26 protein-coding genes are annotated in these 26,751 nt (G+C 71.9%); 12 read left to right on the top strand and 14 right to left on the bottom strand.

Going from position 1 to position 26,751, the window contains the following annotated elements; translation table 11 throughout:
* Positions 1-2 precede the first annotated feature (2 nt).
* From AMK31_RS14440 to ku, 5 genes are all read right to left on the bottom strand, one after another.
* Positions 3-461: an SHOCT domain-containing protein gene (locus AMK31_RS14440; RefSeq protein ID WP_073940910.1), complete on the bottom strand. Its 459-nt coding sequence runs from the start codon at positions 459-461 to the stop codon at positions 3-5.
* Positions 462-574: 113 nt separating this feature from the next.
* Entirely contained in the window at positions 575-1,258 is a 684-nt protein-coding gene (locus AMK31_RS14435) for an HdeD family acid-resistance protein (protein WP_073940909.1), read from the bottom strand.
* A 204-nt stretch (positions 1,259-1,462) separates the two neighbouring features.
* Positions 1,463-1,660 (bottom strand): hypothetical protein, encoded by a 198-nt coding sequence (locus AMK31_RS14430; protein ID WP_073940908.1) that lies wholly within the window; start codon positions 1,658-1,660, stop codon positions 1,463-1,465.
* 186 nt (positions 1,661-1,846) lie between these two features.
* Positions 1,847-3,484 (bottom strand): MFS transporter, encoded by a 1,638-nt coding sequence (locus AMK31_RS14425; RefSeq protein ID WP_073940907.1) that lies wholly within the window; start codon positions 3,482-3,484, stop codon positions 1,847-1,849.
* A 191-nt stretch (positions 3,485-3,675) separates the two neighbouring features.
* Complete coding sequence (ku, locus tag AMK31_RS14420) at positions 3,676-4,746, bottom strand: non-homologous end joining protein Ku (protein ID WP_073940906.1); 1,071 nt, start codon at positions 4,744-4,746, stop codon at positions 3,676-3,678.
* Positions 4,747-4,842: 96 nt separating this feature from the next.
* Here ku and ligD point away from each other — a divergent pair, with 96 nt between their 5' ends.
* Entirely contained in the window at positions 4,843-5,724 is an 882-nt protein-coding gene (gene ligD / locus AMK31_RS14415; protein WP_073940905.1) for a non-homologous end-joining DNA ligase, read from the top strand.
* Between the two features lie 42 nt (positions 5,725-5,766).
* On the opposite strand, the gene AMK31_RS14410 is transcribed toward ligD, so the two are convergent.
* A complete protein-coding gene (locus AMK31_RS14410; protein ID WP_073940904.1) occupies positions 5,767-6,570 on the bottom strand; it encodes a nuclease-related domain-containing protein in 804 nt (267 codons plus the stop codon).
* Between the two features lie 99 nt (positions 6,571-6,669).
* Here AMK31_RS14410 and AMK31_RS14405 point away from each other — a divergent pair, with 99 nt between their 5' ends.
* The 5 genes from AMK31_RS14405 (at position 6,670) to AMK31_RS14385 (ending at position 12,335) form a co-directional block, all read left to right on the top strand.
* Complete coding sequence (locus tag AMK31_RS14405) at positions 6,670-7,176, top strand: protein-tyrosine phosphatase family protein (RefSeq protein WP_073940903.1); 507 nt, start codon at positions 6,670-6,672, stop codon at positions 7,174-7,176.
* A gap of 123 nt (positions 7,177-7,299) precedes the next feature.
* Entirely contained in the window at positions 7,300-8,112 is an 813-nt protein-coding gene (locus tag AMK31_RS14400; RefSeq protein ID WP_073940902.1) for a hypothetical protein, read from the top strand.
* The gene (locus AMK31_RS14395; RefSeq protein ID WP_073940901.1) at positions 8,109-9,380 is read left to right on the top strand and encodes a sensor histidine kinase; all 1,272 of its coding nucleotides are present in this window, start codon (positions 8,109-8,111) and stop codon (positions 9,378-9,380) included. The genes AMK31_RS14400 and AMK31_RS14395 overlap by 4 nt, the downstream gene beginning before the upstream one ends.
* Positions 9,381-9,516: 136 nt before the next feature.
* Positions 9,517-10,881, top strand: coding sequence for an FtsW/RodA/SpoVE family cell cycle protein (locus tag AMK31_RS14390; protein ID WP_073940900.1), 1,365 nt, complete (start codon positions 9,517-9,519; stop codon positions 10,879-10,881).
* Positions 10,878-12,335 (top strand): penicillin-binding transpeptidase domain-containing protein, encoded by a 1,458-nt coding sequence (locus AMK31_RS14385; RefSeq protein ID WP_073940899.1) that lies wholly within the window; start codon positions 10,878-10,880, stop codon positions 12,333-12,335. Before AMK31_RS14390 ends, AMK31_RS14385 begins: the two co-directional genes overlap by 4 nt.
* A 24-nt stretch (positions 12,336-12,359) precedes the next feature.
* Here the strand turns inward: AMK31_RS14385 and AMK31_RS14380 are convergent, their stop codons facing one another.
* Entirely contained in the window at positions 12,360-13,466 is a 1,107-nt protein-coding gene (locus AMK31_RS14380) for a ferritin-like domain-containing protein (RefSeq protein ID WP_073940898.1), read from the bottom strand.
* 138 nt (positions 13,467-13,604) lie between these two features.
* Here AMK31_RS14380 and AMK31_RS14375 point away from each other — a divergent pair, with 138 nt between their 5' ends.
* From AMK31_RS14375 to AMK31_RS14360, 4 genes are all read left to right on the top strand, one after another.
* Entirely contained in the window at positions 13,605-14,543 is a 939-nt protein-coding gene (locus tag AMK31_RS14375; protein ID WP_073940897.1) for an AurF N-oxygenase family protein, read from the top strand.
* Positions 14,544-14,745: 202 nt separating this feature from the next.
* Entirely contained in the window at positions 14,746-15,450 is a 705-nt protein-coding gene (locus tag AMK31_RS14370) for a TetR/AcrR family transcriptional regulator (RefSeq protein WP_079186832.1), read from the top strand.
* Positions 15,451-15,649: 199 nt separating this feature from the next.
* Positions 15,650-15,961, top strand: a complete 312-nt coding sequence (locus AMK31_RS14365) for a hypothetical protein (RefSeq protein WP_073940896.1) — start codon at positions 15,650-15,652, stop codon at positions 15,959-15,961.
* Between the two features lie 104 nt (positions 15,962-16,065).
* A complete protein-coding gene (locus tag AMK31_RS14360; protein ID WP_073940895.1) occupies positions 16,066-17,115 on the top strand; it encodes a C40 family peptidase in 1,050 nt (349 codons plus the stop codon).
* Positions 17,116-17,131: 16 nt separating this feature from the next.
* On the opposite strand, the gene AMK31_RS14355 is transcribed toward AMK31_RS14360, so the two are convergent.
* Positions 17,132-17,482, bottom strand: a complete 351-nt coding sequence (locus AMK31_RS14355; protein ID WP_073940894.1) for a DUF1330 domain-containing protein — start codon at positions 17,480-17,482, stop codon at positions 17,132-17,134.
* Between the two features lie 264 nt (positions 17,483-17,746).
* On the opposite strand from AMK31_RS14355, the gene AMK31_RS14350 reads away from it, so the two are divergent.
* On the top strand, positions 17,747-18,094 hold the full coding sequence (locus AMK31_RS14350) for a hypothetical protein (protein ID WP_073940893.1): 348 nt from the start codon (positions 17,747-17,749) through the stop codon (positions 18,092-18,094).
* 71 nt (positions 18,095-18,165) lie between these two features.
* On the opposite strand, the gene AMK31_RS14345 is transcribed toward AMK31_RS14350, so the two are convergent.
* Genes AMK31_RS14345 through AMK31_RS14325 form a run of 5 tightly spaced genes read right to left on the bottom strand, consistent with a single transcriptional unit; the run spans position 18,166 to position 24,047 of the window.
* Positions 18,166-19,419 (bottom strand): styrene monooxygenase/indole monooxygenase family protein, encoded by a 1,254-nt coding sequence (locus tag AMK31_RS14345; RefSeq protein WP_073940892.1) that lies wholly within the window; start codon positions 19,417-19,419, stop codon positions 18,166-18,168.
* Between the two features lie 24 nt (positions 19,420-19,443).
* Positions 19,444-20,082 (bottom strand): GTP-binding protein, encoded by a 639-nt coding sequence (locus tag AMK31_RS14340; RefSeq protein WP_073940891.1) that lies wholly within the window; start codon positions 20,080-20,082, stop codon positions 19,444-19,446.
* The gene (locus AMK31_RS14335) at positions 20,063-20,485 is read right to left on the bottom strand and encodes a DUF742 domain-containing protein (RefSeq protein WP_073940890.1); all 423 of its coding nucleotides are present in this window, start codon (positions 20,483-20,485) and stop codon (positions 20,063-20,065) included. Before AMK31_RS14335 ends, AMK31_RS14340 begins: the two co-directional genes overlap by 20 nt.
* Positions 20,482-20,985: a roadblock/LC7 domain-containing protein gene (locus AMK31_RS14330; RefSeq protein ID WP_073940889.1), complete on the bottom strand. Its 504-nt coding sequence runs from the start codon at positions 20,983-20,985 to the stop codon at positions 20,482-20,484. The genes AMK31_RS14335 and AMK31_RS14330 overlap by 4 nt, the downstream gene beginning before the upstream one ends.
* On the bottom strand, positions 20,982-24,047 hold the full coding sequence (locus tag AMK31_RS14325; RefSeq protein WP_079186831.1) for a nitrate- and nitrite sensing domain-containing protein: 3,066 nt from the start codon (positions 24,045-24,047) through the stop codon (positions 20,982-20,984). Before AMK31_RS14325 ends, AMK31_RS14330 begins: the two co-directional genes overlap by 4 nt.
* Before the next feature lie 356 nt (positions 24,048-24,403).
* Here AMK31_RS14325 and AMK31_RS14320 point away from each other — a divergent pair, with 356 nt between their 5' ends.
* Positions 24,404-25,192 carry a protein phosphatase 2C domain-containing protein gene (locus tag AMK31_RS14320; RefSeq protein ID WP_073940887.1) on the top strand — a complete coding sequence of 263 codons (789 nt, stop codon included), beginning with the start codon at positions 24,404-24,406 and terminating at the stop codon, positions 25,190-25,192.
* 27 nt (positions 25,193-25,219) lie between these two features.
* Here the strand turns inward: AMK31_RS14320 and AMK31_RS42100 are convergent, their stop codons facing one another.
* Positions 25,220-26,596 carry a tetratricopeptide repeat protein gene (locus tag AMK31_RS42100; protein WP_073940886.1) on the bottom strand — a complete coding sequence of 459 codons (1,377 nt, stop codon included), beginning with the start codon at positions 26,594-26,596 and terminating at the stop codon, positions 25,220-25,222.
* Positions 26,597-26,751: the final 155 nt, after the last annotated feature.

Below are 26,751 nucleotides of genomic sequence, written 5' to 3'. Positions count from 1 at the left end.
CCTCATTTCGTGACGTCGGTCGGGCGCCCGGAAGGGCCCGTGCCGGTCAGGATCAGTTCCTTCGCCCTGCGGAACTCCTCGTCCGTGATGTCGCCGCGGGCGCGCATCTCGGACAGCCTGGCGAGTTCGTCGGTGCTGCTGGGCCGGCTCTCGGCCCCCTTGGCGGTGTCCCGGATGTACTGGTCGAACGCCTCCTGCTGGGCGCGCGCCTGTTCGATCTCCCGGCGTCCCATGTTCTTGCCTCGGGCGATCACGTAGACGAACACGCCCAGGAACGGCAGGACACAGACGAACACCAGCCAGCTGGCCTTCGCCCAGCCGCCGATGGAGTCGTCGCGGAAGATGTCGGTGATGATCCGGAAGAGCAGGACGAACCACAGGATCCACAGGAAGAAGATGAACATCGTCCAGAAGACGCTCAGCAGGGGAAAGTCGTACGCGAGGTACGTCTGCGCGTTCATGCCGCTCCTCCATCCCGGGCGTCTGCCCGGCTGGCGCCGGGTGCGGTTTTCAGCGTGCCCACAGCAACGCTCCGACGGCCTCACCCGGGGCGGGTGAAGCGCGCGCCCGCCGCTCAGGCCGACGCGTCGGGTCCGCGCGCCTCCGGGGGGCTCGACTTGCGGAGTGCGGCCCGCCATGCGAACGCGACCACTGCCTCGAAGAGGCCGAGCAGGACCAGCCACAGCCCCAGCAGCCGGGTGAGCGCGCGGGCCGACTCGGTCGGCAGGGCCAGTACGACGATCCCCGCGACTATGCCGAGCACCGCGGCGCCCAGGACGAAGCCCCGGTGGGGCAGGTCCTTGGCCGCCAGTGCGGTGTGCAGGGTGATCACGCCGGACACCAGCCAGACGATCCCGACGATCAGGGAGAGCGCGGTGATCGTCTGCAGGGGGTGGCGCAGGCACAGAACTCCTGCCAGGACGAACAGCACCGCGAGCAGCAGGCCCGCCAGGCGCTCGCCGGCTCCTTCGCGGGCGAAGGACGCGACGAACCGGAAGGCCCCGGCCACGAGCAGGTACAGGCCGATGAGGACGGCCAGCACATGCAGGGTCTCGTCCGGCCAGACCAGTATCAGGACGCCCGGTACGAGCGTCGCGATCGCGGACGCCAGGATCCAGGTCCACGAACGGCCAAGCGTCGCGAGCGCCCGCGCGGGGTCGTCGCCCGCCGGGGCGGGGGCCCCTCCACCGGACGTCGACGTCGATGTCGATGTCGACTCCGGGCCGGGAAACGGTGCTGGACCACGCGGCACGGTCATGGCTCCTCCTCCACCTCGCTTGCTTGATCGGGTATCGGGTTGATCGGTTGATCGGGTGCTCGCTGCCGGGCCTCCGGCTGGGCGGTGTGCGAGGATGCCCGGCCTCGGCACCTGCCAGCCTCCTCCGCGCCGTCGGGCACGGGCTCACCCTCCGCGGGTGATCCACCGGTGGTGTTCATCGCTGCCGCCCTCGTCCCGAAGCGCTCACTCCGGTACCTGCCGCATCTCCACGACCCGCAGCCCCAGCGACCGGCAGCGGGCCAGCAGCCCGTACAGGTGTGCCTCGTCGACGACGCGTCCGAACAGGACGGTCTGACCGGAGATCGCCACATGGTCCAGCTCCGGGAATGCCTTGGACTGCGTCTCCGACAGGTGTCCGTCGACGCGGATCTCATAGCGCATGAGCTGCTCTCCAGCGGACCGTCCGGGGCCGACGGAACGACGCTTCCCTGCGATCGTCCGTCCGGATGCGGCGCCTGCCCTCACCCGGTACAGGTGATCCGGCGGCGGCGCGGGGACGCGATGGGGGGACAGCCGCTCCTCCTGCACGCGGTCGCTGCCGCTACGCGTCGCCGCCCCCGCCGAAGTTCAGCGCTTCGGGCGTGCCCCGGTGGCGGGGCCACCCGCCTCGTCGGGTCGTGTTCGGCCGGTCTGGCCGCTCTGGCCGGTCGGCAAGTGGGAGGTGACCAGGAAGCTGGCGAGGGTGATCCCGCCGGTGGCGAGGATCGCCGCCTTCAGCCCGTCCAGCTGCGCCGACGCGTAGGAGTCCGTGATGGCGTCGACCTCGGCGGGTGGCAGGCCGGCGCGCTGTGCCGCCGAGCGCACCTGCTCGGTGGGGACGAAGGTGACGCCGGCTTCGAGGGCGACGCCGGTCTGCCGGCGGGCCTCCTCCGAGACGCGCGGGTCGCTCTCCACCTGGGTGGTGAAGGCGTGGGCCAGGGCGCCGATGAGCAGGGACCCGATGAGGGCGGTGCCCAGCGCGGAGCCCAGGTTCTGGGCGGTGAACTGCAGCCCGCCGACCTCACTGCGCTCCGCCTCCCCCACGCTGGACTGGACTACGTTGCCCAGCTGCGAGGCGAGCAGGCCCATGCCCACGCCGAGCAGGGCCATGGCCCCGGCGAACTGCGCGTCGTCGATGACCGGGTCGATGGTGGCCAGCAGCCACAGCACGGCTGCCGCCAGGGTCAGCAGCGCCAGGCGGACCAGCCTCCGGGGTCCCGCCGCCCGCCCCAGACGGGAGCCGACCGTGGAGGCGACCAGCATGGTGACGGACACCGGAAGCAGCCGCAGACCTGTCTCGAAGGCGTCGAAGCCCTGCACCACCTGCAGATACAGCGGGATGGTGAAGAACAGGCCGAGGAGGATCAAGTTCTGGCTGACCAGCGTCAGCAGGCCGGAGCGCAGCACCGGTTGGCGCAGCAGCGCCAGGTGCACCAAGGGGTCGGTGCCCTGGGCGTCCCGCCGTCGTTCCCAGTGTGCGAACAGGGCCAGTACGGCCGCTCCGGCGGCGATGACGAACAGCGTCGGGGCGAAGCCCAGGACGGTGAAGGGCGGGTTGCGGGGCTGCACCCATCCCCAGGTGCCGCTCTGCAGCACGCCGAGCACGCCCAGCGCCAGCCCCGCCGCCGACAGTGCGGCGCCGACACCGTCCAGGCGGGGGCGGGGGCCGGTCCTGGGGGATTCCGTGATCACGCGGTGGCAGAACAGGACGGCCACGACGACGACCACCTCACCGGCGAAGACCAGCCGCCAGGTGAGGTACGTCGTCACCCAGCCGCCCAGCAGCGGGCCGACCGCGATTCCCGCGCCGGCCAGTCCGCCGATGACGCCGTAGGCGACGGCCCGTTCCCGTCCCCGGTAGTTCTCGGCGACGAGTGCCGCCATGGCCGGCAGCACCATCGCTGCCCCGAGTCCTTCGATGACCGACCAGCCCAGCGCGAGCACCCACAGGGTGGGAGCGACGGCGGTCAGGGTCGAACCCGTGGCGTAGACGGCGAGTCCCAGGAAGAACATGCGCCGCCGTCCGAGGATGTCTCCCAGCCGACCGCCGACGATCATGAACGCCGCCATGACCAGCGCGTACAGCGTGATGACGGCCTGGATGGCGGTGACCTCGGTGTCGAAGTCCTCGACCAGTTGGCTGATGGAGACGTTCATGACGGAGGTGTCCAGGACCATCAGGAACTGGGCCGTGCCGAGCACGATCAGAGCACGTCGATGGGTCATGGTCTCCCCTTGGGCCCTGCCGTCTGGATCATCCCGGCGTCGCGGGCCTTGGCACACGCGCTGCCGCCATGTCCATTGACACCGGCCGAACACCGTCGGCGCCTCACCCTCATGGGGGGAGGTCGGCCGCACCGGCGCCGCTGGCGTCCATCAGCCGCAGTCCGGATCCGTCTGTGTCAGTCCCCGTCCGTTCACGCCGGGCGCTTGCGGGACGTCGTGGACTTCTTCGCCGCCGGCTTCTTCGCCGCGGTGCTCTTCTCCGCCGTGCTCTTCGCGGTGCTCTTGGAGGCCGCCGTCTTCTTCGTGCTGCCCTGGGTCGACTTCGCCGTCGACTTCCTGGCGGAGGAGGCGGTGGTCTTCTTCGCGGCCGCCTTCTTCGCCGCCGCGGACGTGGTCGCCGTGGACGTCGACTTCTTGCCGCCGGTCTGCTTGGGCGCGGCCCTGGCGGTCTTCCGTTCCGGCAGGGGTCTTACCTCGGCGTGCTCCCCGCGGGACTCCTTGGCCGCGCGGACGCTGCTCTCCAGGGCGGCCATGAGGTCGAGCACCTTGCCGCCCGCCGCGGGCTCGGGCGCCTCGGGGGGTGCCTCGCCGGCCGCCTTCGCGGCGATGACCTCCTCGACGGCCTCGCGGTACTCGTCGTGCAGGTCCTCCAGGTCGACCTCGCCGAGGGTGTCCATGAGGGCGTCCGCGAGGTCGAGTTCCTTGTCGCGGACGGTGACGCCGGTGTCGGGGGCGACACCCTCGGGGGCGCGTACCTCGTCGGGCCAGAGCAGGCCGTGCATGGCGATGGCGTCGCCGACGACGCGGAGCATGCCGAGGCGTTCCCGGCCACGCAGGGCGAACTTGGCGATCGCCACCTTGTTGCTGCGCTTCAGCGCCTCCCGCAGCAGGGTGTACGGCTTGGCGGCGGGGGCGCCGCTCGCGGCGAGGTAGTACGCCGCGTCCATCTGGAGCGGGTCGATCCGGTCGGCCGGGACGAAGGCGACGATCTCGATGGTCTTGGCGGTCGGGATCGGCAGCTGGGCCAGGTCCTCGTCGGTGATCGGGATGATGGTGCCGTCGGCGTCCTCGTATCCCTTGCCGATCTCCGACTGGGTGACCTCGCGGTCCTCCAGTTCGCAGACCTTGCGGTAGCGGATGCGGCCGCCGTCCTCGTTGTGGATCTGGCGGAAGGAGATCGAGTGGCTCTCGGTGGCGTTCACCAGCTTGATGGGGATGCTGACCAGGCCGAACGAGATGGCTCCGTTCCAAATGGATCGCACTGCGGCACCTTTCGGTCATTCGATCCAGCGAGCGTCCTTGATCAGGGGATATGCGATATCACCCTGTTTCACCCGGTTTCGTGTGATTCTCATCGTATGACGCCGATCACAGAGGTGGAGGGCCGGAGGCTCGCGCTGAGCAACCTGGAGAAGGTGCTGTACCCGGCGTCCGGCTTCACCAAGGCCGAGGTGCTGCACTACTACGCCACCACCGCCGAGGTCCTGCTGCCCCATCTGCGCGATCGGCCGGTGTCCTTCCTGCGCTACCCGGACGGGCCGGACGGACAGGTGTTCTTCACCAAGAACGTGCCGCCCGGTACGCCCGACTGGGTCATGACCGCCGAGGTGCCGCGCTCGGAGGGGCCCGCGCGGATGGTGCTGGTGCAGGATCTGCCGAGCCTGATGTGGGCGGCGAACCTGGTCGCCGAGTTCCACACCCACCAGTGGCTGGCGAGCACGCCGGACGAGGCGGACCGGCTGGTCTTCGACCTGGATCCGGGCGCTCCCGCGACCGTCGTGGACTGCTGCGAGGTCGCCCTGTGGCTGCGGGAGCGACTGGCCGGGGACGGGATCGAGGCCTACGCCAAGACGTCCGGGTCGAAGGGGCTGCATCTGCTGGCGGCGGTGCGGGGGGCATCGTCCGAACGGACGTCCGAGTACGCGAAGGCGCTGGCCGTCGAGGCGGAGCGGACGATGCCCCGGCTGGTCGTCCACCGGATGACGCGGAGCCTGCGGCCGGGCAAGGTGTTCGTCGACTGGAGCCAGAACGCCGGCCGCAAGACCACGGCGACGCCGTACACCCTGCGGGCGCGCGCCGAGCCATGGGTGTCCGCGCCGGTGACCTGGGAGGAGGTCGAGGCGTGCGGAGACCCGGCCCAGCTGGCGTTCCGGGCGCCGGACATCGCCCCGCGCGTACAGGACTACGGCGATCTGCTGGCCCCGCTGCTCGATCCGGAGCGCGCGGGTCCGCTGCCGTGAACCGGCCGGCCTGGGAAACCGGCCTCACCGACCTGACCGACCTCAGACCCGGTTCCACAACTGCCGGTCCCGCGCCATCGCGTGCAGCGCCTCCACGTCCGCCGGTTTGAGTACGCCACCCAGGCCGCCCAGCGTGGCGACGGTGGTGTCGGTGAGGACGCGGACCTCTCGGACCGGGCCGGGCAGGCTCACCCGGGCGGGGCCGACCAGGGCGAGCACGGGGCGGACCTCGGCCGTGAGGGCGTACGAGGCGCGGGAGGCGTCGGCGCGGACGCGGCGCAGCAGCGGGACCGGCTCACGCCGGCCCAGCGCGACCATGGGGTCGGTGACGACGACCCGCTGTCTGCGGGCGTACAGGGTGTGGACGGCGAACAGTCCGCCGGGGCCGATCAGCAGGTGGTGGACGCGGTGGCCGCCGGGCAGCGGCACGGAGTGCAGGGTGTGCCAGCCCGCGCCGTCCAGGGCGTCCAGCGCCTCCCCCACCGCCTGCTCGGCCTCCAGGGCCCGGCGCCTGGGGTCGGGGCGCAGCCGGTGGCCGGGGCCGGGGTCGCGGTCGAGGGCGACGAGGAGGGCCTCGCCGGGGCGGTTGGGGGCGAGGTCGTCGTCGGGGTGGAGGCTGAGCCGGGCCAGTTCGGCGGGGGTGGGGACGGGCGGCGGGCCGACGGTGACGGGGCCGGTGACGAAGGGGCGCAGGGCGGCCAGGACGTCCTCTCCGCGGTCCTCGCTCAGCAGGTTGACGCGGGCCGTGTCACGGTCGTACCAGGCGACGTTCGTACCGTCCGGGAGGCAGACGTAGAGCCGGTCCCGGCCGTGTCGCCGGGTCGGTATGACGCGTAGTCTGCTCATGCACCATCACCCCCCGACCATGGGAACAGGAGGGGTGCTGTGCGGGCAAGAACCCGGTTACCTTGGAGAGGAGTTGGGAGGGCGGTTGGGGAGGCACCGTTGCGTACCCAGGGGAGGCGACCCGACGTACCGGCTCCGGACGGCCCGTGGAGCGAGGTCGTGCCCGGTCTGTGGATGGGCGGGCACGAGTTCAAGGGCTCCTCGGGGCAACTGGAGTTCGCGGTGGTGCGGGACGAGTTCGATCTCGTCCAGACGCTGCTGAGGCTGCCCGGACACGGTCCCGGGCCCGGTGTGGCGCACCAGGTCTGGCCCATCCCGGACGGCCCGCTGGACGGCACGCAGCTGGCGGGCGTGATCCGGCTGGCGGAGGCCGCGGGCGAGGCGGTGGACTCGGGGCGACGGGTGCTGGTGCGCTGCTATCACGGGTACAACCGGTCCGGGCTGGTGGTGGCGCACGCCCTGGTCCGGCAGGGCCGCTCCGCCGACGAGGCGATCCGGCTGATCCGGGCCCGCCGCTCGCCGTGGGCGCTGCACAACGAGCTGTTCGTGGAGTACCTGCGGGCGGGTCTGCCGACGGCGCGGCTGCTGGAGGAGCTCACGGAGTGATCCGCGCCCACCGGCGCCCGCATCGAGGGCGGAGTGATCCACCCGCATCCACCGAATCGCAAAAAGGGACTACCGCGCGAATAAGGTGTACGCGTCCTGCCCGTCCCCGCTCACCGGAGTGCCGTGTCCGTCCGTGCCCGTGTCCGCGCCTGCGTCGCCCTGGCCCTGCTGCTGGTCACCGGTGCGGCCGCGACGGCCTGCGGTGACGCCGGCGGGTTGCGGAGCGCGGGTCCCACGCCGACCGCCGAGGGGCCCGTCCTGCTGTGGCCGACGCTGCGGCCGGCGTCGAGCCCCGCCTACGAGATCGGCGAGGTGGAGCGGGAGGTCGTCAAGGGGCTGCGGGTGCCCGCCGGGGACGTCCGCGCGGTGGACCCGGTGGCGGTCGTACGGGCCGAGATCGACGCGCATCCGGACGAGTACGAGGGCGCCGACGCCTCGTACCGTGAGACGGGGGCGCGCATGGCGGACTGCGGGGCGGGCGCGGGGCGCGGCAGGTGCCCCGTCCTCACGCCGTACTACCGGGATCTGACCGGCGACGGGCACGACGACCTGACGCTGGGCTTCCGGCAGCTGCCCGGCGAGCTGACCGCCGTACGGGTGTACACCGCGGAGAAGAACCGGCTGGTGCGGGTCATGGCCTGGGACGACGCCGTCAGCGGGGTCGAGCTGGCCGGGCGGTCGGTGATCATCCGCTCGCCGTCGGAGCTGGACGGCTACGAGTACCGGCTCCAGTGGAGCTGGGACCGGGACCAGCGGACGATGCTGCTCACCCACGACGAGATGCTGCGCAAGCCCGCATCCTCGGCCGCGAAGCCGTCGCCCTCGGCCGCGAAGCCGTCGCCCTCGGCCGCGAAGCCGTCGCCCTCGGCGGCGAAGCCGTCACCTTCCAAGTCGCCTTCGGCCGCGCAGCCCTCCCCCTCGGCGGCGCCGCGATGAGGCTTCCGCGGTGGGCCGGCGCCCTGGCCGTGAAGACGGCGCTGTTCATCACCGTGATGTGCTGCGCGCTCGCCGCGATGCTCGGTGCCCTCGTCCATGTCTCGGTGACCCACCAGACCGCCGGTGAGGCCCGCGACCTCGCGCTGTCCCGGCTGGCGGACGCCACGGCCGCGTACGAGGCGGGTGACCCCCTGCGTCCGGGTGCCGGCCTGGATCCGGCGGAGCTGCCGGAGCCGCTGCGGGAGCTGGCGGTGTCCGGGCGGCGCGGCACGATGGTCGCCGACGACCGGGGCCGTCCGACGATGTGGGCGGCGGGGCCGGCCGACGGCGGGCGCGCGCTCGCGGTGGCCGTCGACTACTCGCAGCAGGCCCGCACCATCGACGGCCTGGACCGGGCGATCGTCTGGTCGTCGGCGCCGGCGATCGGGGCGACGGTGCTGGTCGGCGCGTTCGCGGTGACCCGGGTGACGCGGCGGCTGCACGCCACGGCGCGGGTGGCGCGGCGGATCAGCGCCGGTGATCTGGACGCGCGGGTGCACGACCGGCGGGCGGAGGACGTACGCCGTCCGCAGGACGAGGTGGCCGTGGTGGCGGCCGCGCTGGACTCCATGGCGGCGTCGTTGCAGGGCAAGCTGCTGGCCGAGCAGCGGTTCACCGCGGACGTGGCGCACGAGCTGCGCACCCCGCTGACCGGGCTGCACGCGGCGGCCGAGCTGCTGCCGCCGGGCCGGCCGACGGAGCTGGTGCGTGACCGGGTGGCGGCGCTGCGCACGCTGACCGAGGACCTGCTGGAGATCTCCCGCCTGGACACCGGGCGGGAGCGGCTGGAGCTGGACGGCGAGGAGCTGGGGGCGCTGGCCCGGCGGGTGGTGCGGGCGTCCGGCACCGACACCGAGGTGCGGGTGGTGCGGGACGTGCGGGTGGAGACCGACCGGCGGCGGCTGGAGCGGGTGCTGGGCAACCTGGTCGCGAACGCGCACCGGCACGGGCGGGCGCCGGTGGTGCTGACGGTGGACGGGCCGGTCGTCACCGTGCGGGACCACGGGGACGGCTATCCGGAGTACCTGGTGGCGCACGGCCCGCAGCGGTTCCGCACGGAGGGCGGGGCGCGCGGCCACGGGCTGGGCCTGACCATCGCGCTGGGGCAGGCGGAGGTGCTGGGTGCCCGGCTGGGGTTCGGCAACGCGGCGGACGGCGGGGCGGTGGCGACGCTGACGCTGCCTCAGGCGCCGTCCGCGGCGGGCGTGCTCCCCGATGGCGCAGTGTGACGGGCGGCCCGTCCGTTCCGCTCCTAATGTGGCGATCAGTCAGCTTCGCCCTTCCGGGAGGTCATCCGTGTCCCGCGCCACGCTGGTGCTGACGGAACACAACGAGCAAGACGCCCTGTTTGGGTAGGTTCCGGACATGACGAAGGCCGGAACCGGAACCGCCGTGGCGGCGGACGCGCCCGCGCCCGCGGTACGCCTGCCCCGGCGCCGCGGCGTCGAACTGTCCCTCATGGTCGTGGCCGTGCTGCTCCCGGTGTACGGCTACTGCGCCGTCGGCCTGGCCAAGCACGGCACGGTCCCGCCCGGGGCCGCCGGCTACGGCGCCGGGCTCGGCGTGCTGGCGCTCATCGCCCATCTGGCGGTCCGGCTGCGCGCCCCGTACGCCGATCCGCTGCTGCTGCCCATCGGTGTGCTGCTCAACGGCCTCGGCCTGGTGCTGATCTACCGTCTCGACCTGGAAACCCCGGCCGACCGGGCCGCCCCCGCCCAGCTGATCTGGTCCACGCTGGGCGTCGGCCTGTTCATCCTGGTCGTCCTCGCCCTGCGCGACCACCGCGTCCTCCAGCGGTACGCGTACGTCTGTGTCGCCGCCGCCCTCGCGCTGCTCACCCTGCCGATCTTCTTCCCCGCCGTGAACGGCGCCCGCATCTGGATCCGGATCGCCGGGTTCTCCATCCAGCCGGGCGAGTTCGCGAAGGTGCTGCTGGCCGTGTTCTTCGCCGCCTACCTGGCCGCCAACCGCAACGCCCTGGCGTACGCGGGCCGCACGATCTGGAAGCTCCAGCTGCCCACCGGCCGGGTGCTCGGCCCGATCGTGGCGATCTGGCTGGTGAGCGTCGGGGTCCTGGTCCTGGAACGCGACCTCGGCACCTCGCTGCTCTTCTTCGGCCTGTTCGTCGTGATGCTCTACGTCGCCACCGGCCGCACCGGCTGGATCGCCGTCGGGCTGCTGCTGGCGGTGCTCGGCGCGGTCGCGGTGGCCCGGATGGAACCGCATGTGCACGGCCGGATCGAGGACTGGCTGCACCCGTTCGCCAGCATCGACGCCGGTCAGGGCCCCAACCAGCTCGCCCAGTCGCTGTTCGCCTTCGCGGCCGGCGGTGTGCTGGGCACCGGCCTCGGTCTCGGCCACTCCACCCTCATCGGCTTCGCCGCCAAGTCGGACTTCATCCTGGCCACCGCGGGCGAGGAACTGGGCCTCGCCGGACTCTCCGCGATCTTCCTGCTCTACGGCCTGCTGGTGGAACGCGGCTACCGCGCGGGCCTCGCCCTGCGCGACCCGTTCGGGCGGCTGCTCGCGGTCGGCCTCGCCTCGATCGTCGCGCTCCAGGTGTTCGTGATCGCGGGCGGGGTGACCGGGCTGATCCCGCTGACCGGCATGGCGATGCCGTTCCTCGCCCAGGGCGGCTCCTCCGTCGTCACCAACTGGGCGATCGTGGCCCTGCTGATCAGGGTGAGCCACGCGGCCCGGCGGCAGTACGACGGGAAGGTGGCCCCATGACCCGGTACATCCGGCACGCGGCCGCCTTCTGCGGCCTGCTGCTGATGGCGCTGCTGCTCAACGCCGGCCGCATCCAGATCCTCCAGGCCCCCGCCTACGACGACAACCCCGCCAACCGCCGCCAGAGCATCGCCCGGTACGGCCAGCCGCGCGGCGACATCCTGGTCGGCGGGGAGCCGATCACCGGCTCCAAGGACACCGGGGGCCGGCTCCGCTACGAACGCACCTACCTGGACGGCCCGCTGTACGCGCCGGTCACCGGCTTCGCCTCCCAGGTGTACGGCTCGACGCTGCTGGAGCACGCCGAGGACGGGATCCTCTCCGGCACCGACCCGATGCTCTCGCCGTTCCCGCTGATCAACGACCTCACCCGGGCGCGGAACTCCGGCGGGAACGTGGCCACCACCCTCAACGCGGCCGCCCAGGAGGCGGCGTATGGGGGGCTGGGCACCCGCAAGGGCGCGGTGGCGGCGCTGGAACCGGCCACCGGGCGCGTCCTGGCACTGGTGTCGACGCCGTCGTACGACCCCGAGTCGCTGTCCGGCAACGCCACCACCGTGGGACGGTCCTGGGCGCAGCTCAACGAGGACCCGAGCAAGCCGATGCTGAACCGGGCGGCCCGGCAGACGTACCCGCCGGGCTCCACCTTCAAGGTGGTCACCGCGGCGGCGGCGCTCGACGCGGGTGTCGTCACCGACCTGGACGAGCCGACCGACTCCCCCGCGCCCTACACCCTTCCGGGTACCCGGACGCGCCTGGCCAACGAGAGCGACAGCTGCGAGGACGCCTCGCTGCGGGTGGCGTTCGAGTGGTCGTGCAACACGGTGTTCGCCAAGCTGGGCGTGGACGTCGGGGCCGAGGACATGGCGGCCACGGCGGAGGCGTTCGGCTTCAACGACACCGGTCTGCGGATCCCCTACGCGGTCTCCCGGAGCACCTTCGACAGCACGGTCGACCGGGCGCAGCTGGCGCTGTCGTCGATCGGCCAGTACAACACCCGCGCGACACCGCTGCAGATGGCGATGGTGGCGGCGGCCGTGGCCAACGGCGGGCAGGTGCGGGAGCCGTACCTGGTGGAGCGCACCACGACGGCGGCCGGCGCGACCGTGGCCGCGTTCGGGCCCCGCCCGGTCCGTCAGGCGATGCACCCCGCGACCGCCGTCCGGATGCGGGAGCTGATGCGGAACGTGGTCGAGGAGGGCACCGGCACCAACGCGGCGATCCCCGGCGCGATGGTCGGCGGCAAGACGGGCACCGCCCAGCACGGCATCGGCAACTCCGGCACCCCGTACGCCTGGTTCGTCTCCTGGGCGCAGGGCGACCGCGACCTGGAGCCGCGGGTCGCGGTCGCCGTGGTGGTGGAGGACGCGAACGCCAACCGGGGCGAGATCACCGGGGGCGGGGTGGCGGCGCCGATCGCGAGGGCGGTGATGGAGGCGGTGCTCGATTCCTGAGACACCGCCTCCGGGGCGGGTCCGTCAGCTCTCGGCGCCCCGCTCGATCGCTTCCGTCACCTCCGCCACCCGCTCCCGCTCCTCCGCCGCGAACCGTTCCGCGTCCAGCTTCTCGGCGATCTCCTCGTCCTGGGACATGAGGAGGTCGAGGTTGGAGTCGCCCAGTTCGAGCACGCCCATGTCGACGTAGGCCTGCTGGAGGCGTTTGCCCCACAGGCCGATGTCCTTGACGCAGGGGACGATGCGGCTGAAGAGGAGTTTGCGGAACACGGCGAGGAACTCGGTGTGCTCGCTGTACTCCGCCGCCTCCGCCGCCGGGACGCCGAAGTTCTCCAGGACCTCGACGCCGCGCAGGCGGTCGCGCATGAGGTAGCAGCCCTCGATGACGAACTCCTCGCGTTCGCGCAGTTCGGCGTCGGTGAGCTGCTTGTAGTAGTCGCGCAGGGCCATGCGGCCGAAGGCCACGTGCCGGGCCTCGTCCTGCATGACGTACGCGAGGATCTGCTTGGGCAGCGGCTTGTTCGTGGAGTCCCTGATCATGCCGAAGGCCGCCAGTGCCAGGCCCTCGATCAGCACCTGCATGCCGAGGTAGGGCATGTCCCAGCGGCTGTCGCGCAGGGTGTCGCCGAGGAGGGACTGGAGGTTGTCGTTGATCGGGTAGAGCAGGCCTATCTTCTCGTGCAGGAAGCGGCCGTAGATCTCGGCGTGCCTGGCCTCGTCCATGGTCTGGGTCGCCGAGTAGAACTTGGCGTCGAGGTCGGGGACGGACTCGACGATCCGCGCGGCGCAGATCATCGCGCCCTGTTCGCCGTGCAGGAACTGGCTGAACTGCCAGGAGGCGTAGTGCCTGCGTAACTCCGCCCGGTCCTTGTCGGTGAGTTTCGCCCAGTACTTGGTGCCGTACAGGGCGAGTGCCTCGTCGGGGGTGCCGAGGGGGTCGTGGGGGTCGACCTCCAGGTCCCAGTCGATGCGTTTGGCGCCGTCCCACTGCTTGTCCTTGCCCTTCTGGTAGAGGGCGAGCAGACGGTCCCGTCCGTCGTCGTACTCCCAGTCGAAGCGGGCGGCACCGGTGGCGGGGACCGGCCAGTGGGGGTCTTCCGGTGGGGTGACGTACACGTCGAAGGTCGGCATGCTCCGCAGGCTCTCGCGTAGTAGACGCGGGGTCAACAAGTAGTGCGCGGACTATTGACGGGCTTGCTGACAGCCAGTCTCATAAGCAGTGACTCACGGGTAACCGGAAACAGCTCCGTACGACGAGATGGGACTGCCATGACGACCCTGACGGAAGCCGACGCGGTCGAGGGACTGCGCGACGCGCTCGGCCTGCTCAAGGACCGGGAGCAGGTGGCCGAGCGGCTGCTCGACTCTTCCGCCAAGCACTCCTTCGACCCGGACAAGGAACTCGACTGGGACGCGCCCTTCGAGGAGGGCAAGTGGTTCTGGCCACCCGAGCTGGTGTCGCTCTACGACACCCCGCTGTGGAAGCGGATGGGCGAGGAGCAGCGGATCCTGCTCTCCCAGCACGAGGCGGCGGCGCTCGCCTCGCTGGGCATCTGGTTCGAGATCATCCTGATGCAGCTGCTGGTCCGGCACATCTACGACAAGGCGGCGACGAGCGCGCACGTCCGCTACGCGCTGACCGAGATCGAGGACGAGTGCCGGCACTCGAAGATGTTCGCCCGGCTGATATCCCGCGGTGAGACCCCGTGGTATCCGGTCAGCCGCACCCACCAGCACCTCGGCCGGCTGTTCAAGACCATCTCCACCACACCGGGCTCGTTCACCGCGACCCTGCTCGGCGAGGAGGTTCTGGACTGGATGCAGCGGCTGACCTTCCCCGACGAGCGGGTGCAGACGCTGATCCGCGGCGTGACGCGGATCCACGTCGTGGAGGAGGCCCGCCATGTGCGGTACGCGCGGGAGGAACTGCGCCGTCAGATGGTGACGGCGCCGAAGTGGTCGCAGGAGTTCACCCGCGTCACCTCGGGCGAGTTCGCCCGCGTCTTCTCCGTCGCCTTCGTCAACCCCGAGGTGTACACCAACGTCGGCCTCGACAAGCGGGAGGCCATGGCCCAGGTGAAGGCGAGCGGCCACCGGCGCGAGATCATGCAGACCGGCGCCAAGCGGCTCACCGACTTCCTGGACGACATCGGCGTCCTGCGCGGCGTGGGCCGGCGGTTGTGGAAGTCGTCCGGGTTGCTGGCTTGAGGGTCCTGAGGGCCTGAGGGTCCGAGGGTCCGAGGGGTTCTGAGGATCCTGAGAGTCCTGAGGGTCCGGTTCCGCGAGGGGCGACGCGCGGCCGGCCGCGTATACCGCATGGGGTGGCGGCCGGGGAAGTCGTCGGGGTTGCTGTCTTGGAAGGGCTCGCCGTCAGGGCACGTGGTGGGGGGCGCCGGTTACGCTGCCGGTCATGACCCCCCAGGCCCCCGCCCGCACCTACCGCCGGCTCAGTGTCGAGGAACGGCGCAGCCAGCTGCTCGACGCCGCGCTGTCCCTGTTCGCGCACCGGGCCCCCGAGGACGTCTCGCTGGACGACGTGGCGGAGGCCGCCGGGGTCTCCCGGCCGCTGGTGTACCGCTACTTCCCCGGCGGCAAGCAGCAGCTGTACGAGGCCGCCCTGCGCACCGCCGCCGAGGCGCTGCGGGGCTGCTTCGACGAGCCGCGCGAGGGCCCGCTGCTGCCCCGCCTGGCCCGCGCCCTGGACCGCTATCTGACCTTCGTCGACGAGCACGACGCCGGTTTCGCCGCCCTCCTCCAGGGCGGCAGCGTGGTGGAGACCTCCCGGACGAACGCCATAGTGGACGGCGTACGACGGGCCGCGGCGGAGCACATCTACCGCCACCTCGGCGTGCCGGACCCCGGCCCCCGGCTGCGGATGACCGTCCGGATGTGGATCACGGCGGTGGAGGCCGCCTCCCTGATGTGGCTCGACGAGGACAAGCAGCCCCCCGTCGGCGAGCTGCGGGACTGGCTGGTGGACCAGTTCGTCGCGGTGCTGTCGGTGACGGCCGCGCGGGACGGGCAGACCGCGGCGGTGGTGGCCGCGCTAGGGGGTGTCTCGTCGATCAGGCCGGATCAGGGAGCGGCGTCTGGTGCCGTGCATCGCAAGGCGTAGGAGGGAGCCGATGCGATGGGGGTCCCCCCTGCTCGAGCGGAGCCGAGAGCTTGGGGGAATCGGGGACCGACGACAACGCGGCGAGGCGCGGTGCCAGACGCCGCGAGCCCGGCCTGATCGGCGAGACGCCCCCTAGCCGCGAGCCCGGCATGATCGACGAGAGACCCCCTGGCGCCGGCGGATGGCTGACACTGGTGCCGTGAAGAGCGAAGACACCCCCTTCGAGGGCGGGCCGATGGACGGCCGGACGCTGCCCGTGCTGCTGGGGCTCACCGGGCACCCGCCCAAGACGTACCGCATCCCCGTCCCCGACCCCGCGGGCGGTCCGCCGACGGTTCTGGTCTACCGCCGGGTGTCGCGCGGCCAGGGCCGGCTGACCCAGCGCTGGAAGTACGTCCACGACCCGGCGGGCGACCAGGGCGGCGGCCCGAGGTGGCCGTGGTCCAAGCCGAAGCCGCCGTCCGGTCCCGGTGCCACGCCGGGCGGCAACCGGGACGACGCGGACGGGTGACGCGCTTACGCCATCCCGAGCACAACCGGCGCGCGGTCCACGCGATACCGCGGAAAACCTCTCGGTGCGGCGCGGAGACTCCGCCCCGCACCGGAGGTGATGATGTGTCAGGAAGGCTACTGCGTCTGGTCGGTACGGCGGCCGTGGCGGCCCACGCCGCACTCACGCCCAGCGCGGCGGCGGCCGTGCCCGAACCCGAGCCGCCCCACGACCGCTCCGTCGCCGAGTTGCTGACGGACCTTCAGCGGCTGTACCGGGAGGCCGAGGAGGCGACGGAGGCGTACAACGCCACCGAGGAGAAGCTGAGGGAACAGCGCGCCGAGGTCGCCCGCCTCGACCGGGCGCTGGCCCGCGCCCGGCTCTCCCTGCACGACAGCCGGGTCGCCGCCGGCCGGCTGGCCCGCCAGCAGTACCAGAACACCAGCGCCGACATCTCCCCCTACGTACGCCTCCTCCTGGCCCGCGATCCGCAGCGCGCCCTCGACCAGGGCCATGTCATCAGCCAGTTGGCGCGGGAGCGCGCCGAGACGGTCGGGCGGCTGACCGGCACCGAGCATCGGGCCGACGAGCTGGCCCGCCGGGCCCGCGAGGCCCTGGACGACCAACTCGTCCTCGCCGAGCGGAAGAAGAAGGAGCGGGACGGCGTACGGGAACGCCTGGACGAGGTGGAGGAGCTGCTGGCCTCCCTCACCGCCGAGCAGCTGACCGACCTCGCCGACGTCGAGGACAAGGGGATCGAGAAGGCGCAGCGGGACCTGCTGACGTCCGGTGCGCTCGGCGACGACGCCGAGCCGTCCGAGCAGGGCGACCGGGCCGTGCACTACGCCCTGCGGCAGCTGGGGAAGCCGTACGAGTGGGGCGCGGAGGGCCCGGGGACGTACGACTGCTCGGGCCTGACCTCCGAGGCCTGGGCCCACGCCGGGACGCCCATCCCCCGCACCAGCCAGGAGCAGTGGGAGCGGCTGCCGAAGGTGCCGCTGAAGGACCTGCGCCCCGGGGACCTGGTGATCTACTTCCCCCAGGCCACGCACGTGGCGATGTACGTGGGCGAGGGCGAGGTCGTCCACGCCCCCAGAACGGGCGAACGGATCGAGGTCGCCCCGCTGGCGAGCAACCCGATCCTGGGGGCGGTACGCCCGGACGAGCTCCCTTAGGGGTCCGGCCGCCGGTCTACTCCCCCGGCAGCGCTGCCCGGATCTTCTCGGCGGTGGTGGCCGGTTCGTAACCCTCGGGGACGCCCTCGATCAGGATGATGTCGCCCTTGATGTGCCGCGAGCGCAGCGGGGCGATCTCCTGGTACTCGGGGGAGTCCCACCAGGCCCGCGCCTCGGCGGTCCCCGGGAAGCCGATCATCACGACGTCCCCCGGCCAGCCGCCCTCCAGCACCTGGGGCGGCGTGCCGCCGTGCACCAGGAACCGGCCACCGTACGGCTCGAAGGTGCCGGTGATGCGCTCGATGTACTCGGCGACCTCCGGGTGCGGGGTGGCCTCGCGCAGATGAGCGATGACGTAGGCGGTCATGGCGTCCTTCCGGTCGGTCGGGCTCCTTACGCCGACGATCGTGGCATGCCGACGGGGCCCGGGCGATTACCTGACGGGTAAGCGCCTGGGCATCCGGACGAAGGGCGGCAGCACCATTCGCGGGCCGCCGGCAGCAGAGCTAATGTGGGCTCATAGGCATTGCGACGCTCCGCTGTCCGTTGAGCGGCCACTGGCCCGCACCCTATTGATCCGATTTCACGCCTCCCAAGTTCACCATGCTCAGCGCTCGACCGAGGAGACGAAATGGGCGAATTCAGGGACATCATGGGAAACAAGGACTTCACGTTCCAAGAAAGCGCCGAAACGAAGGAGCTGGCTATCCGCGGCCATTCGGAAGTAAGTCTGCGGATGTTCGTGAGGTCCTCCCCGGATCCGGCCGGGGATATCACCGTGACGCTGAACGGCCTGGGTACGACAAAGCCTCCCGTGACACTCGCGGCGGACTCGGAATTCCATATGGCTCTCTGGACCGGACTGCGCCCAGGCCACTACAAGGCGACCCTGAGGTGCACTCAGCCACTCAACGGCCGCCAAAAGACCGGCACCTACGCGTTCGCCACCGACGCGTCGGAATTCGAAGCGGACCAGTAGCGGCCACAGGACGGCATTCCAGGCAGTGAGGCATCACCCCTGGATTGCCGTCCTCACGCGGCGGCTGCCGGTCAGGCTCCGGTGACCGAGGTCAGGTACGCGGCCGTCTTCTCCGGCTCGTAGAAGAAGTTCTCGAAGTCGGACGGGTCGTTGAACGCGTTGGCGAAGCGGTCGGCCACCGGCTGGAGCCGGCCTGCCGCGCCGATCAGGTTCAGGACGTGCTCCGGCGGCGGGGCCAGCATCGCGTTGGTCCACTTGGTGACGTGCTGGGCGGTGGCCCAGTAGCGGTCGAAGGTGGCCTGCATCCACTCCTCGTCGAACGGCTTGTCGCCCTGTTCGAGGATGGACGCGAGGTAGGCGGCCGCGCACTTGGACGCCGAGTTGGAGCCCTGGCCGGTGATCGGGTCGTTGGCGACGACCACGTCGGCCACGCCGAGGACCAGACCGCCGCCGGGGAGGCGGCCGATGGGGTTGCGGACGGTCGGGGCGTAGCGCCCGGCCAGCGTGCCGCCCGCGTCGGTCAGCTCGACCTTGGTGGCCCGCGCGTACTCCCAGGGCGTGAACTTCTCCATGAGTTCCAGGGTCAGGGAGAGGTGTTCCGCCGGGTCCTTGACGCCCTTGAAGGCGTCCAGCGGGCCGCCGGGTATGCCCTCCCAGAACAGGATGTCGGCGCGGCCGGAGGTGGTGAGCGTCGGCATCACGAACAGCTCGCCGACGCCGGGCACCAGGTTGCAGCGGACCGCGTCGAACTCCGGGTGCTCCGGGCGCGGGCCCAGGCCGTGGACGTACGCCACCGCGAGGGCGCGCTGCGGCTCGCTGTACGGGGAGCGCTCGGCGTCACGGCCGAACATCTGCACGAGCTCGCCCTTGCCGGCCGCGACCAGCACCAGGTCGTACGCGCGGGAGAAGTAGTCGAGGTCGCCGACGGCCGCGCCGTGGATGACCAGCTGGCCGCCGCGCTGGGCGAAGGTCTCCATCCAGCCGGCCATCTTCACCCGCTGGTCGACCGACTGCGCGAACCCGTCGAGCCTGCCCACCCAGTCGATCGCCCGCTGCGTCGGTCCCGGGTCGTGCGAGCCGGGCGCCGCCACCGAGACGCCGAGTCCTTCGATCTTCGGGGCCTGGGACTCCCAGAAGTTCAGCTGGAGCTCGCGCTCGTGCTGGAGTGCCGTGTGGAACATGCACTGCGTCGACATGACCCGGCCGGAACGGATCTCGTCCGCCGTCCGGTTGGACATCAGGGTGACCTCGTACCCGTGCGACTGGAGGCCGAGGGCGAGCTGGAGTCCGGACTGGCCGGCTCCGACGACGAGTATCTTCCGCATGCGGTTGCTGTCTCCTAGTCGGGACTACTCGGGGGTTTCGTCGAGCGCGTGGCCGACGAGGGCCAGGAGGGTCTCTATCGCCGAGATCCGGCGCCGCGCGTCCATGATCATGACAGGTATGTGCGCGGGAATCGTGAGGGCTTCGCGGACGTCCTCGGGATCGAACAGCTCGCTGCCGTCGAAGTGGTTCACCGCCACCACGTACGGCAGCCCGCAGCTCTCGAAGTAGTCGAGCGCCGGGAAACAGTCCTTCAGACGGCGGGTGTCCGCCATCACGACCGCCCCGATCGCGCCGCGCACCAGGTCGTCCCACATGAACCAGAACCGCTGCTGGCCCGGCGTGCCGAACAGGTAGAGCACCAGGTCGTCGTCGAGCGTGATGCGGCCGAAGTCCATGGCCACGGTGGTGGTCAGCTTGCCGGGCGTGGCGGTGAGGTCGTCGGTCTCCTCGCTCGCCTCGGTCATCAGGGCCTCGGTCTGCAGCGGAGTGATCTCCGAGACGGAGGTGACCAGCGTGGTCTTGCCGACGCCGAAGCCGCCCGCCACCACGATCTTCGTGGCGATGGGCGCACGGGTGCGGTCCGTCTGCCAGGGTTGTTCGGGCCCCTCTTCGTCGAGGAGCGGGGAGACGCCATGAGCGGCGTCAGAGACGACGGAGTCCACTCAGCACCCTTTCCAGCAGCGCTCGGTTCGGGCGGCCCGTGCCGTGCCCGGTACCGGTTCCGTACACCCGGATCTTTCCCTGGTCCGCGAGGTCGCTGAGGAGCACGCGGACCACGCCGAGCGGCATCTTCAGCAGCGCGGCGATCTCGGCCACCGTGCGCATCCGGCGGCACAGTTCGACGATGGCCCGCATCTCCGGCATGACCCGGGTGGTGAGGGAACCGTTCGTCAGTTCCCTGCGCTCCTCGGCGGCCTCCAGCGCGGCCGTGGAGGCCACGAACGTCTCGACCAGCAGGACGTGCCCGAAGCGGGTACGGCCGCCGGTGAGCGAGTAGGGGCGGACGCGGGCGGGCTTGCGGTCGCCGCCGCGGACCGGCAGATGCGGCTTGGAGTTGGCACTCATCGGGTACTCCCCGTCGACTCGGACTCCAGGGATTTCCGTAGCTCGCTGCGCAGTTCGGGCGTCAGGACATGGCCGGCGCGGCCGACGAAGAGCGCCATGTGGTACGCCACCACGCTCATGTCGCAGTCCGCGGAGCCGTGCACGCCCAGCAGCGAGCCGTCGCTGATCGACATCACGAACAGGCTGCCCTCGTCCATCGCGACCATGGTGTGCTTCACCCCGCCGAAGTCCAGCAGGCGGGAGGCGCCGACGGTGAGGCTGCCGATGCCGGAGACGATGGTGGCCAGGTCGGCGGCGGAGCCGCGCGGACCGGCGGGGCGGCCGTCGCGGGGGGTGCGGGCGGCCTCGTTGCGACCGGGGTCGGAGGAGAGCAGCAGCAGTCCGTCGGAGGAGACCACCGCGACGGAGAGGATGCCGGGCACCTCCTCGACGAGGTTGGTCAGCAGCCAGTGCAGATTGCGGGCCTCACTGCTCAGTCCGAAGGTACTGGGCGCGGTCAACTGCTTGCCTCCTCGACTGTGCCCCCCGTTGCTTCTTCGGCTTGTACGTGTCCTGCGCTCGTGCGGTCGTGCGGTGCGGGTACGTCCGTCGTCCTGGTCTGGGCGGTCTGCTCGGCGATCTCCGCCTGTACGTCGCGATGACCGGCCTCCGCCCCCCGGCGGAAGCCGCCCAGCCGGCGGCGCAGCGCCTCGGCGTCGACGCCACCGGAACGCTGCCGGGGCGCCGCCGCGGGCGCGGTGATCTTCGGTGTGCGCTTGGGCAGCCCCTTGTCGGTCAGGGGCTCCTCACCCTCGTCGGGGGTGCGGTCGTGGGCGTCGGGGCCGATGGCGTACGGGTCGGCGGCGGCCTCCGACTCCTGCTCCGGCTCCGGCTCCGGCTCCGGCTCCGGGCGTGCGGGAGCGGACTCCTCGTCCGCGGGTTCCGCCTGCGCGGGCAGCTTCGACACCGGCTCCGCGTCCGGCTCCGGCCGCGTGGGCTCCGGGATCAGCAGCTCGAGCGTCGTCTCGGAGGGGGTCTCCGACGGGGACGGCAGGTCGGAGACGGGGGCGGGGTCGGTGCCGGGGTCGGCGGTGACCTCGGAGTCGGCCACAGGCTCCGCGTCGGCCGTGGGCTCGGGCTTCGGGGTCGGCCGTACGTCCGGGTCCGGCCGTACGTCGGAGTCGGGCCGGGCGTGGGATTCGGTCCCGGCGTCGGACTCCGGCCGCGCCTGCGAGTCGGACCGTGCGTCGGACTCCGGCCGCGCCTCCGAGTCGGACCGTGCGTCGGACTCCGCGTCCCGCTCCGCCCGCTCGGCGTCCGGTGCGGTCTCGTGCTCCCGTACGGTCTGCTCGGCGAGGGCGACGAGCGGGTCGCCGGTCTTCGGGCGGCCGCGCAGGACGTTGGAGTTGGCCTCGGCGTCGGCGCCGGGGAGCGAGAAGGCGTGGGTGCCGTCCGGGGACGGCGAGGCACCCGGCACGGCGGCCGGCGCGGCGTCGGCGAGCAGCGACTGCGGCAGCACCACGACCGCCGCGACGCCGCCCTGCTTCTGCTCGCGCAGCTGCACCCGCACCCCGAGCCGGTGGGCGAGCCGGGCCACGACGTACAGGCCGAGCCCGAGGCCCTCCTCGCCCTCCTGGTCGTAGGCGGCGTCGGCGTCGAAGTCGGCGAGGCGGGCGTTGAGCCGCTCCATCCGCTCCTCGGTCATGCCGATGCCCTCGTCCTGGACGGAGAGCATGACCTCGCCGCTCTCCAGGAGCCAGCCGGAGACCTCGACGGGCAGGTCGGGCGGGGTGAACGAGGTGGCGTTCTCCATCAGCTCGGCGAGCAGGTGGGAGAGGTCGTCCGCGGCGAACCCGGCGATGTGCGCGTGCGGCGGCAGCGCGGAGATCCGCATCCGCTCGTAGCGCTCGATCTCGCTGACCGCCGCCCGGACGACGTCGACCAGCGGGACGGGGCCGGGGTGCTGCTGGACGTGCTCGGTGCCGGCGAGGACCAGCAGGTTCTCGCTGTGCCGGCGCATCACGGTGGCGAAGTGGTCGAGCTTGAAGAGGGTGGCGAGCCGGTCCGGGTCCTGCTCGCGGTCCTCCAGCTGTTCGATGACGGCGAGCTGCCGTTCGACCAGGCCGAGCGTGCGCAGGGCCAGGTTGACGAACGTGCCGCCGATGCTGGTGCGCACCCGCTCCAGCTGGGCGGTGGACTCCTCCAGTTCCGCGCGCAGCTGCTCCCGGGCGTCGGCCATCTTCTGCCGCTGCCCGACCAGGTGCTTGCGGTCGGTCTCCAGGGTGGCGAGCCGCTCGTGCAGGGCGACCGCCTGCGCGTGCAGGGTGTTGACGGAGCGTACGACGCGGGCGAACTCGTCGTTGCGGCCGGTGAACTTGACCGGCTCCTCGGCGGAGGGGTCGGCGGCCTCGGCGAGGCGGGCGGAGCCGATGCGCAGCACGGCGAGCGGGCGGGTGAGGCTGCGCGCCATGGCGGTGGCGATGCCGACGGCGAGCAGCATGAGCGCGCCGAGGATCGCGATGCGGATCTCCAGCTCGGTGACGTCGTCGTCGCGCAGCCGCTCCAGGTCCTTGGTGCGGCGGTCGTAGAGCGCGGACTCGATGCCGCGCATCGCCTCGACACGGGCGGAGAGCGCGGCGTTCAGCTTCTTCGGGTCGGTGGTGAGTTCACCGTCGGCGAGGGTGGGCTGGTCGGTGAGGCTCGCGAGGTACTTCTCGGCGGAGTTGACCTCGGGGCCGGTGACCGTGGAGTCGTAGGAGCCGCGGGCGGTCTTGGTGGCGGTGTCCCGGAAGTCCTCCAGGGCCGCGTCGGAGCGCAGCCGGGCCTGCTGGGCGGCGGCGGTGAGGGCGGCGCGCTGCCGGGTGTCGGACTCGGAGGAGGTGGGCTTGGTGGTGGGCAGGCCGGTGACGGGGTCGATGACCGTCTGGGTGCTGCTCGGGACGCTGAGCGCGGCGAGCAGCAGGCCGCGGGTGGCGGCGGCCTGCTGGACCGCGGAGTCGAGTTCGGCGAGGGCGTACGCGCCGGAGCCCGCGCGGGGCGGGAGCTGCTCGGCCAGCTCCTCGGCGAGCCGGTGGAGTTCGTTGATGGCGTCGGAGTACGCCCGGTGCGCCTCGAGAGCGGTGCTCTTCCCGGTGAGCGCCGCTCTGCGGACGGCCGCGATGCCGTCGAGGTCCTTCAGCAGGGACGCCGGGGTGTCGGTGTCGCCGCGCAGCTCCTCGACCTGCCGGTCGACCCGGGCGCTGTGCTGTTCCGAGGGCGCCTTGGACTTGGGGCGGCCGGCCGCGATGTACGGCGTCACCTCGTCGCGTTCGTCGGCGAGCGCGTGCGCGAGGGCGAGGGCGTCCTGGGTCTGCCCGGCGAGGGTCACCAGGTCCTGGGTGTCGCTCGCCTGCCCGGCGGCGGCGAGCACGGACGGGGCTCCCGCGCCGGCGATCGCGGCGGCCACCACGGCGACGGCCACGATGAGGCGGTTGCGTACGTGGGTGGGGCGGCCCTTTCCGACGGGGGTTTGCTCCGCTGCCCCCTCGGGGGCCGTCTGCCTGCCTGTGCGCCGAGGCCGCTTCTTCTGCACCGGTGCTCGCATTCCTGACTCGTGTACCCGTGGACCCGGGTGACGCACCGTCAACTGGTGCGTACTCCCGGTACAGTTCCCGACCCTCCCAGTGCCGGTGGGCAGGGGTCGTGCATCGCCTGACCCGCCACCCGAAGGAGTGAACCTCGGACCGGAGTTGGCGGGCAAGTTACTCCGGTCCGTGCGACGGCCTTGCACGGCGGGCCGGTTGGACGTCTGCGGCAGGCTTTGACAGTATTCGCCGCCACGTCTTCCCGGACCGCGCCAATCCACCCCAAACCCGGCTCCTGACCTGCGACGGTTCGGTGATCGGGCAACCGATGCCGGTCTTTCGCGCAGCTTGTGAAGGGGTCGTGCAGACTGACTGGATGCGTACGGAACTTGTGTCGGTGCCCGGCGATCACGCCCGCCCCAACGAGGACTTCGCCAGTGTCGGAGTTCCCGCTTCCGGACAGGGCGGTTGTCTGGTCGTCCTGGATGGGGTGACGCCGCCGAGAGGCGGAACCGGATGCCTGCATTCCGTCCCTTGGTACACAACGCGACTGGGCGGGGCGCTGACCGAACTGACCGTTTCACTACCGGATGTTCCGCTGCCGGACGCGCTGTCCCTCGCGATCGCGCGTACCTCCGAGACCCACGCCGAAACCTGTGACCTTTCTCACCCGCGTACCCCACAGGCAACCGTGGTTCTCGTCCGCTGGACCGAGGAGACCGTCGACTACCTGGTCCTGTCCGACTCCGCCCTGCTCCTGGAGTCCCCCGGCGGCGCGATCACCCCCGTTCTCGACGACCGCCTCGCCCGCCTCCCCCGCGAGGCCCTCACCTCCGACGCCGTCGTCGACGCCACCCTGCGGAACAGGGAGGGCGGTTTCTTCACCGCCGCGGCGGACCCCGCGGTCGCCGCCCGCGCGGTCACCGGGTCCGTGCCCCGCGATCGGGTCGCCTCCCTCACCGCCCTCACCGACGGCGCCACCCGCTGGACGGAGAAGTTCCGGGAAGGCGACTGGGCCGACCTGCACACCGCCGTCCGCAAGAACGGTCCCCGGTGGCTGATCGACCGCGTACGCGCCCTGGAGGAGGCGGACCGGGAGCGGCGGACCCACCTGGGCCGCGGCAAGACGCACGACGACGCGACGGTGGTGTTGGTGGAGTTCTGAGGCGACGCCAAAGCAGCGCTCCCGGGCTCAGAACGGAGGCTCGTAGCCCTCGCGGGGGCGGGCGGCCTCCCGTCGCCGTATCGCCTCCTCGCGCTGGGCGGAGACGGCGGGCATCGCGGCGATGGCCTCGGCGGGCCGGCCCTGCCCGATCAGGAGTTCCGCCAGCTGCCAGGGCGACCCGGGCTCCGCGGTGCGGAGCAGGTCGGCGGCCTCGTCCACCCGGCCGTCCCGCTCCAGCAGCCAGGCGACGGCCGTCGCCAGGCCGGCGTACTCGTCCGCCGGCAGCGCGGCGGCTTCCGCCAGGGCCTCCCGGAGCCGTCCCGCCTCCCCGAGCAGGCGCAGCCGGGTGGGCCGGACCCACCAGGAGTGCTCCTCGACGTACTTCTCACCGAGCCCGTCGAGGAGTTCCAGCGCCCGTTCGGGCCGTCCGTCCTCGATCAGCAGGTCCACGATCCATTCGAGGTGGTTGCCGCAGTCGAAGTACTCGAAGGTGGGCCGTCCCACCTCGACGGCGTCGTCGATCCGGCCCTGCCGGCCGAGCAGGTCCACGAGGGCACCGCGATGGCCGGGGTGGTCGGTGGCGTCGATGAACTCGCGCAGGACGGCCTCGGCCTCGTCCGCCCGCCCGAGGTCTTCCAGCGCCTTCGCGTAGTGACCGAGGGCGGTGGTCGCGTGCTCGCCGGTGCCGAGGGCGCGCAGTTCCTCGATCCGGCCCTGCCGGGCGAGCAGTTCGGCGTACGCGGTGAGGGTGTTCTGGACGAGGTAGCGCCGCGCGGCGACATCCGCCCCGAGGATCCGGATCGCCTCGTCGGCGCGGCCGGCGCGTTCCAGCACCCGGGCCTGGAGCGCTTGCGCCTCCCAGGCGGGATCGTGGCACCGCCCTTCGGCCCGCGCCCGCCTCACCCGCTCCGCCAGCGGGGCGATCAGTTCCAGGATGCGCTCGTCGCGCCCTTGTCCCTCGGTCATCTCGACCAGTGACGACAGCAGCCACGACTCCTCGACGTGCGGCGCGAGCACGTCGATCGCCTCGTCCACCCGCCCGGCCCTGACCAGCAGTTCGGCGAAGTCCCGGCAGACCCGCCCCGACCGCCGCCCCTCCTCGTCCGGGCGCACCAGCTCCAGCGCCTCGTCCGCCCGCCCCCACTGGAGCAGGACCTCGGCGCGCAGCCACACCGCCTCCCGCCAGCCCACCGCGACGAACGGCTCCAGGACGGCCCAGGCCCGCTCGAACTCCCCCGCCCGGCACAGTTCCCGCACCGCGGCGTCGGCGCAGAACCACTCGCCACGGTCCCGCGCGGCCTCGATCACCAGATCGAGATGCCCGCCTTCGAGCAGCAGTCTCACCGTCCTCGGGGGGAGGCCGCCGTAGTTGGAGAACTGCCATTCGAGGTCGTCCAGCTTCATGTCCGGATCATAGGGACGCCCACTGACAACGCCTCTTTCCGTTGATCGCTCAGAGCGAACAGCGGCCGGGGAACAATCAAGCCCTCCCAAGCATTGAGTCGGCATAGCTCAACTCATTGAGTCCTCATAACTCAACTTGACTGCCGAAGGGGAGA

The sequence above is a fragment of the Streptomyces sp. TSRI0107 genome (assembly GCF_001905845.1).
GTDB lineage: Bacteria > Actinomycetota > Actinomycetes > Streptomycetales > Streptomycetaceae > Streptomyces.
Note: the sequence above shows the minus strand (reverse complement) of the source record. Positions and strands in the feature narration are given on the sequence as shown.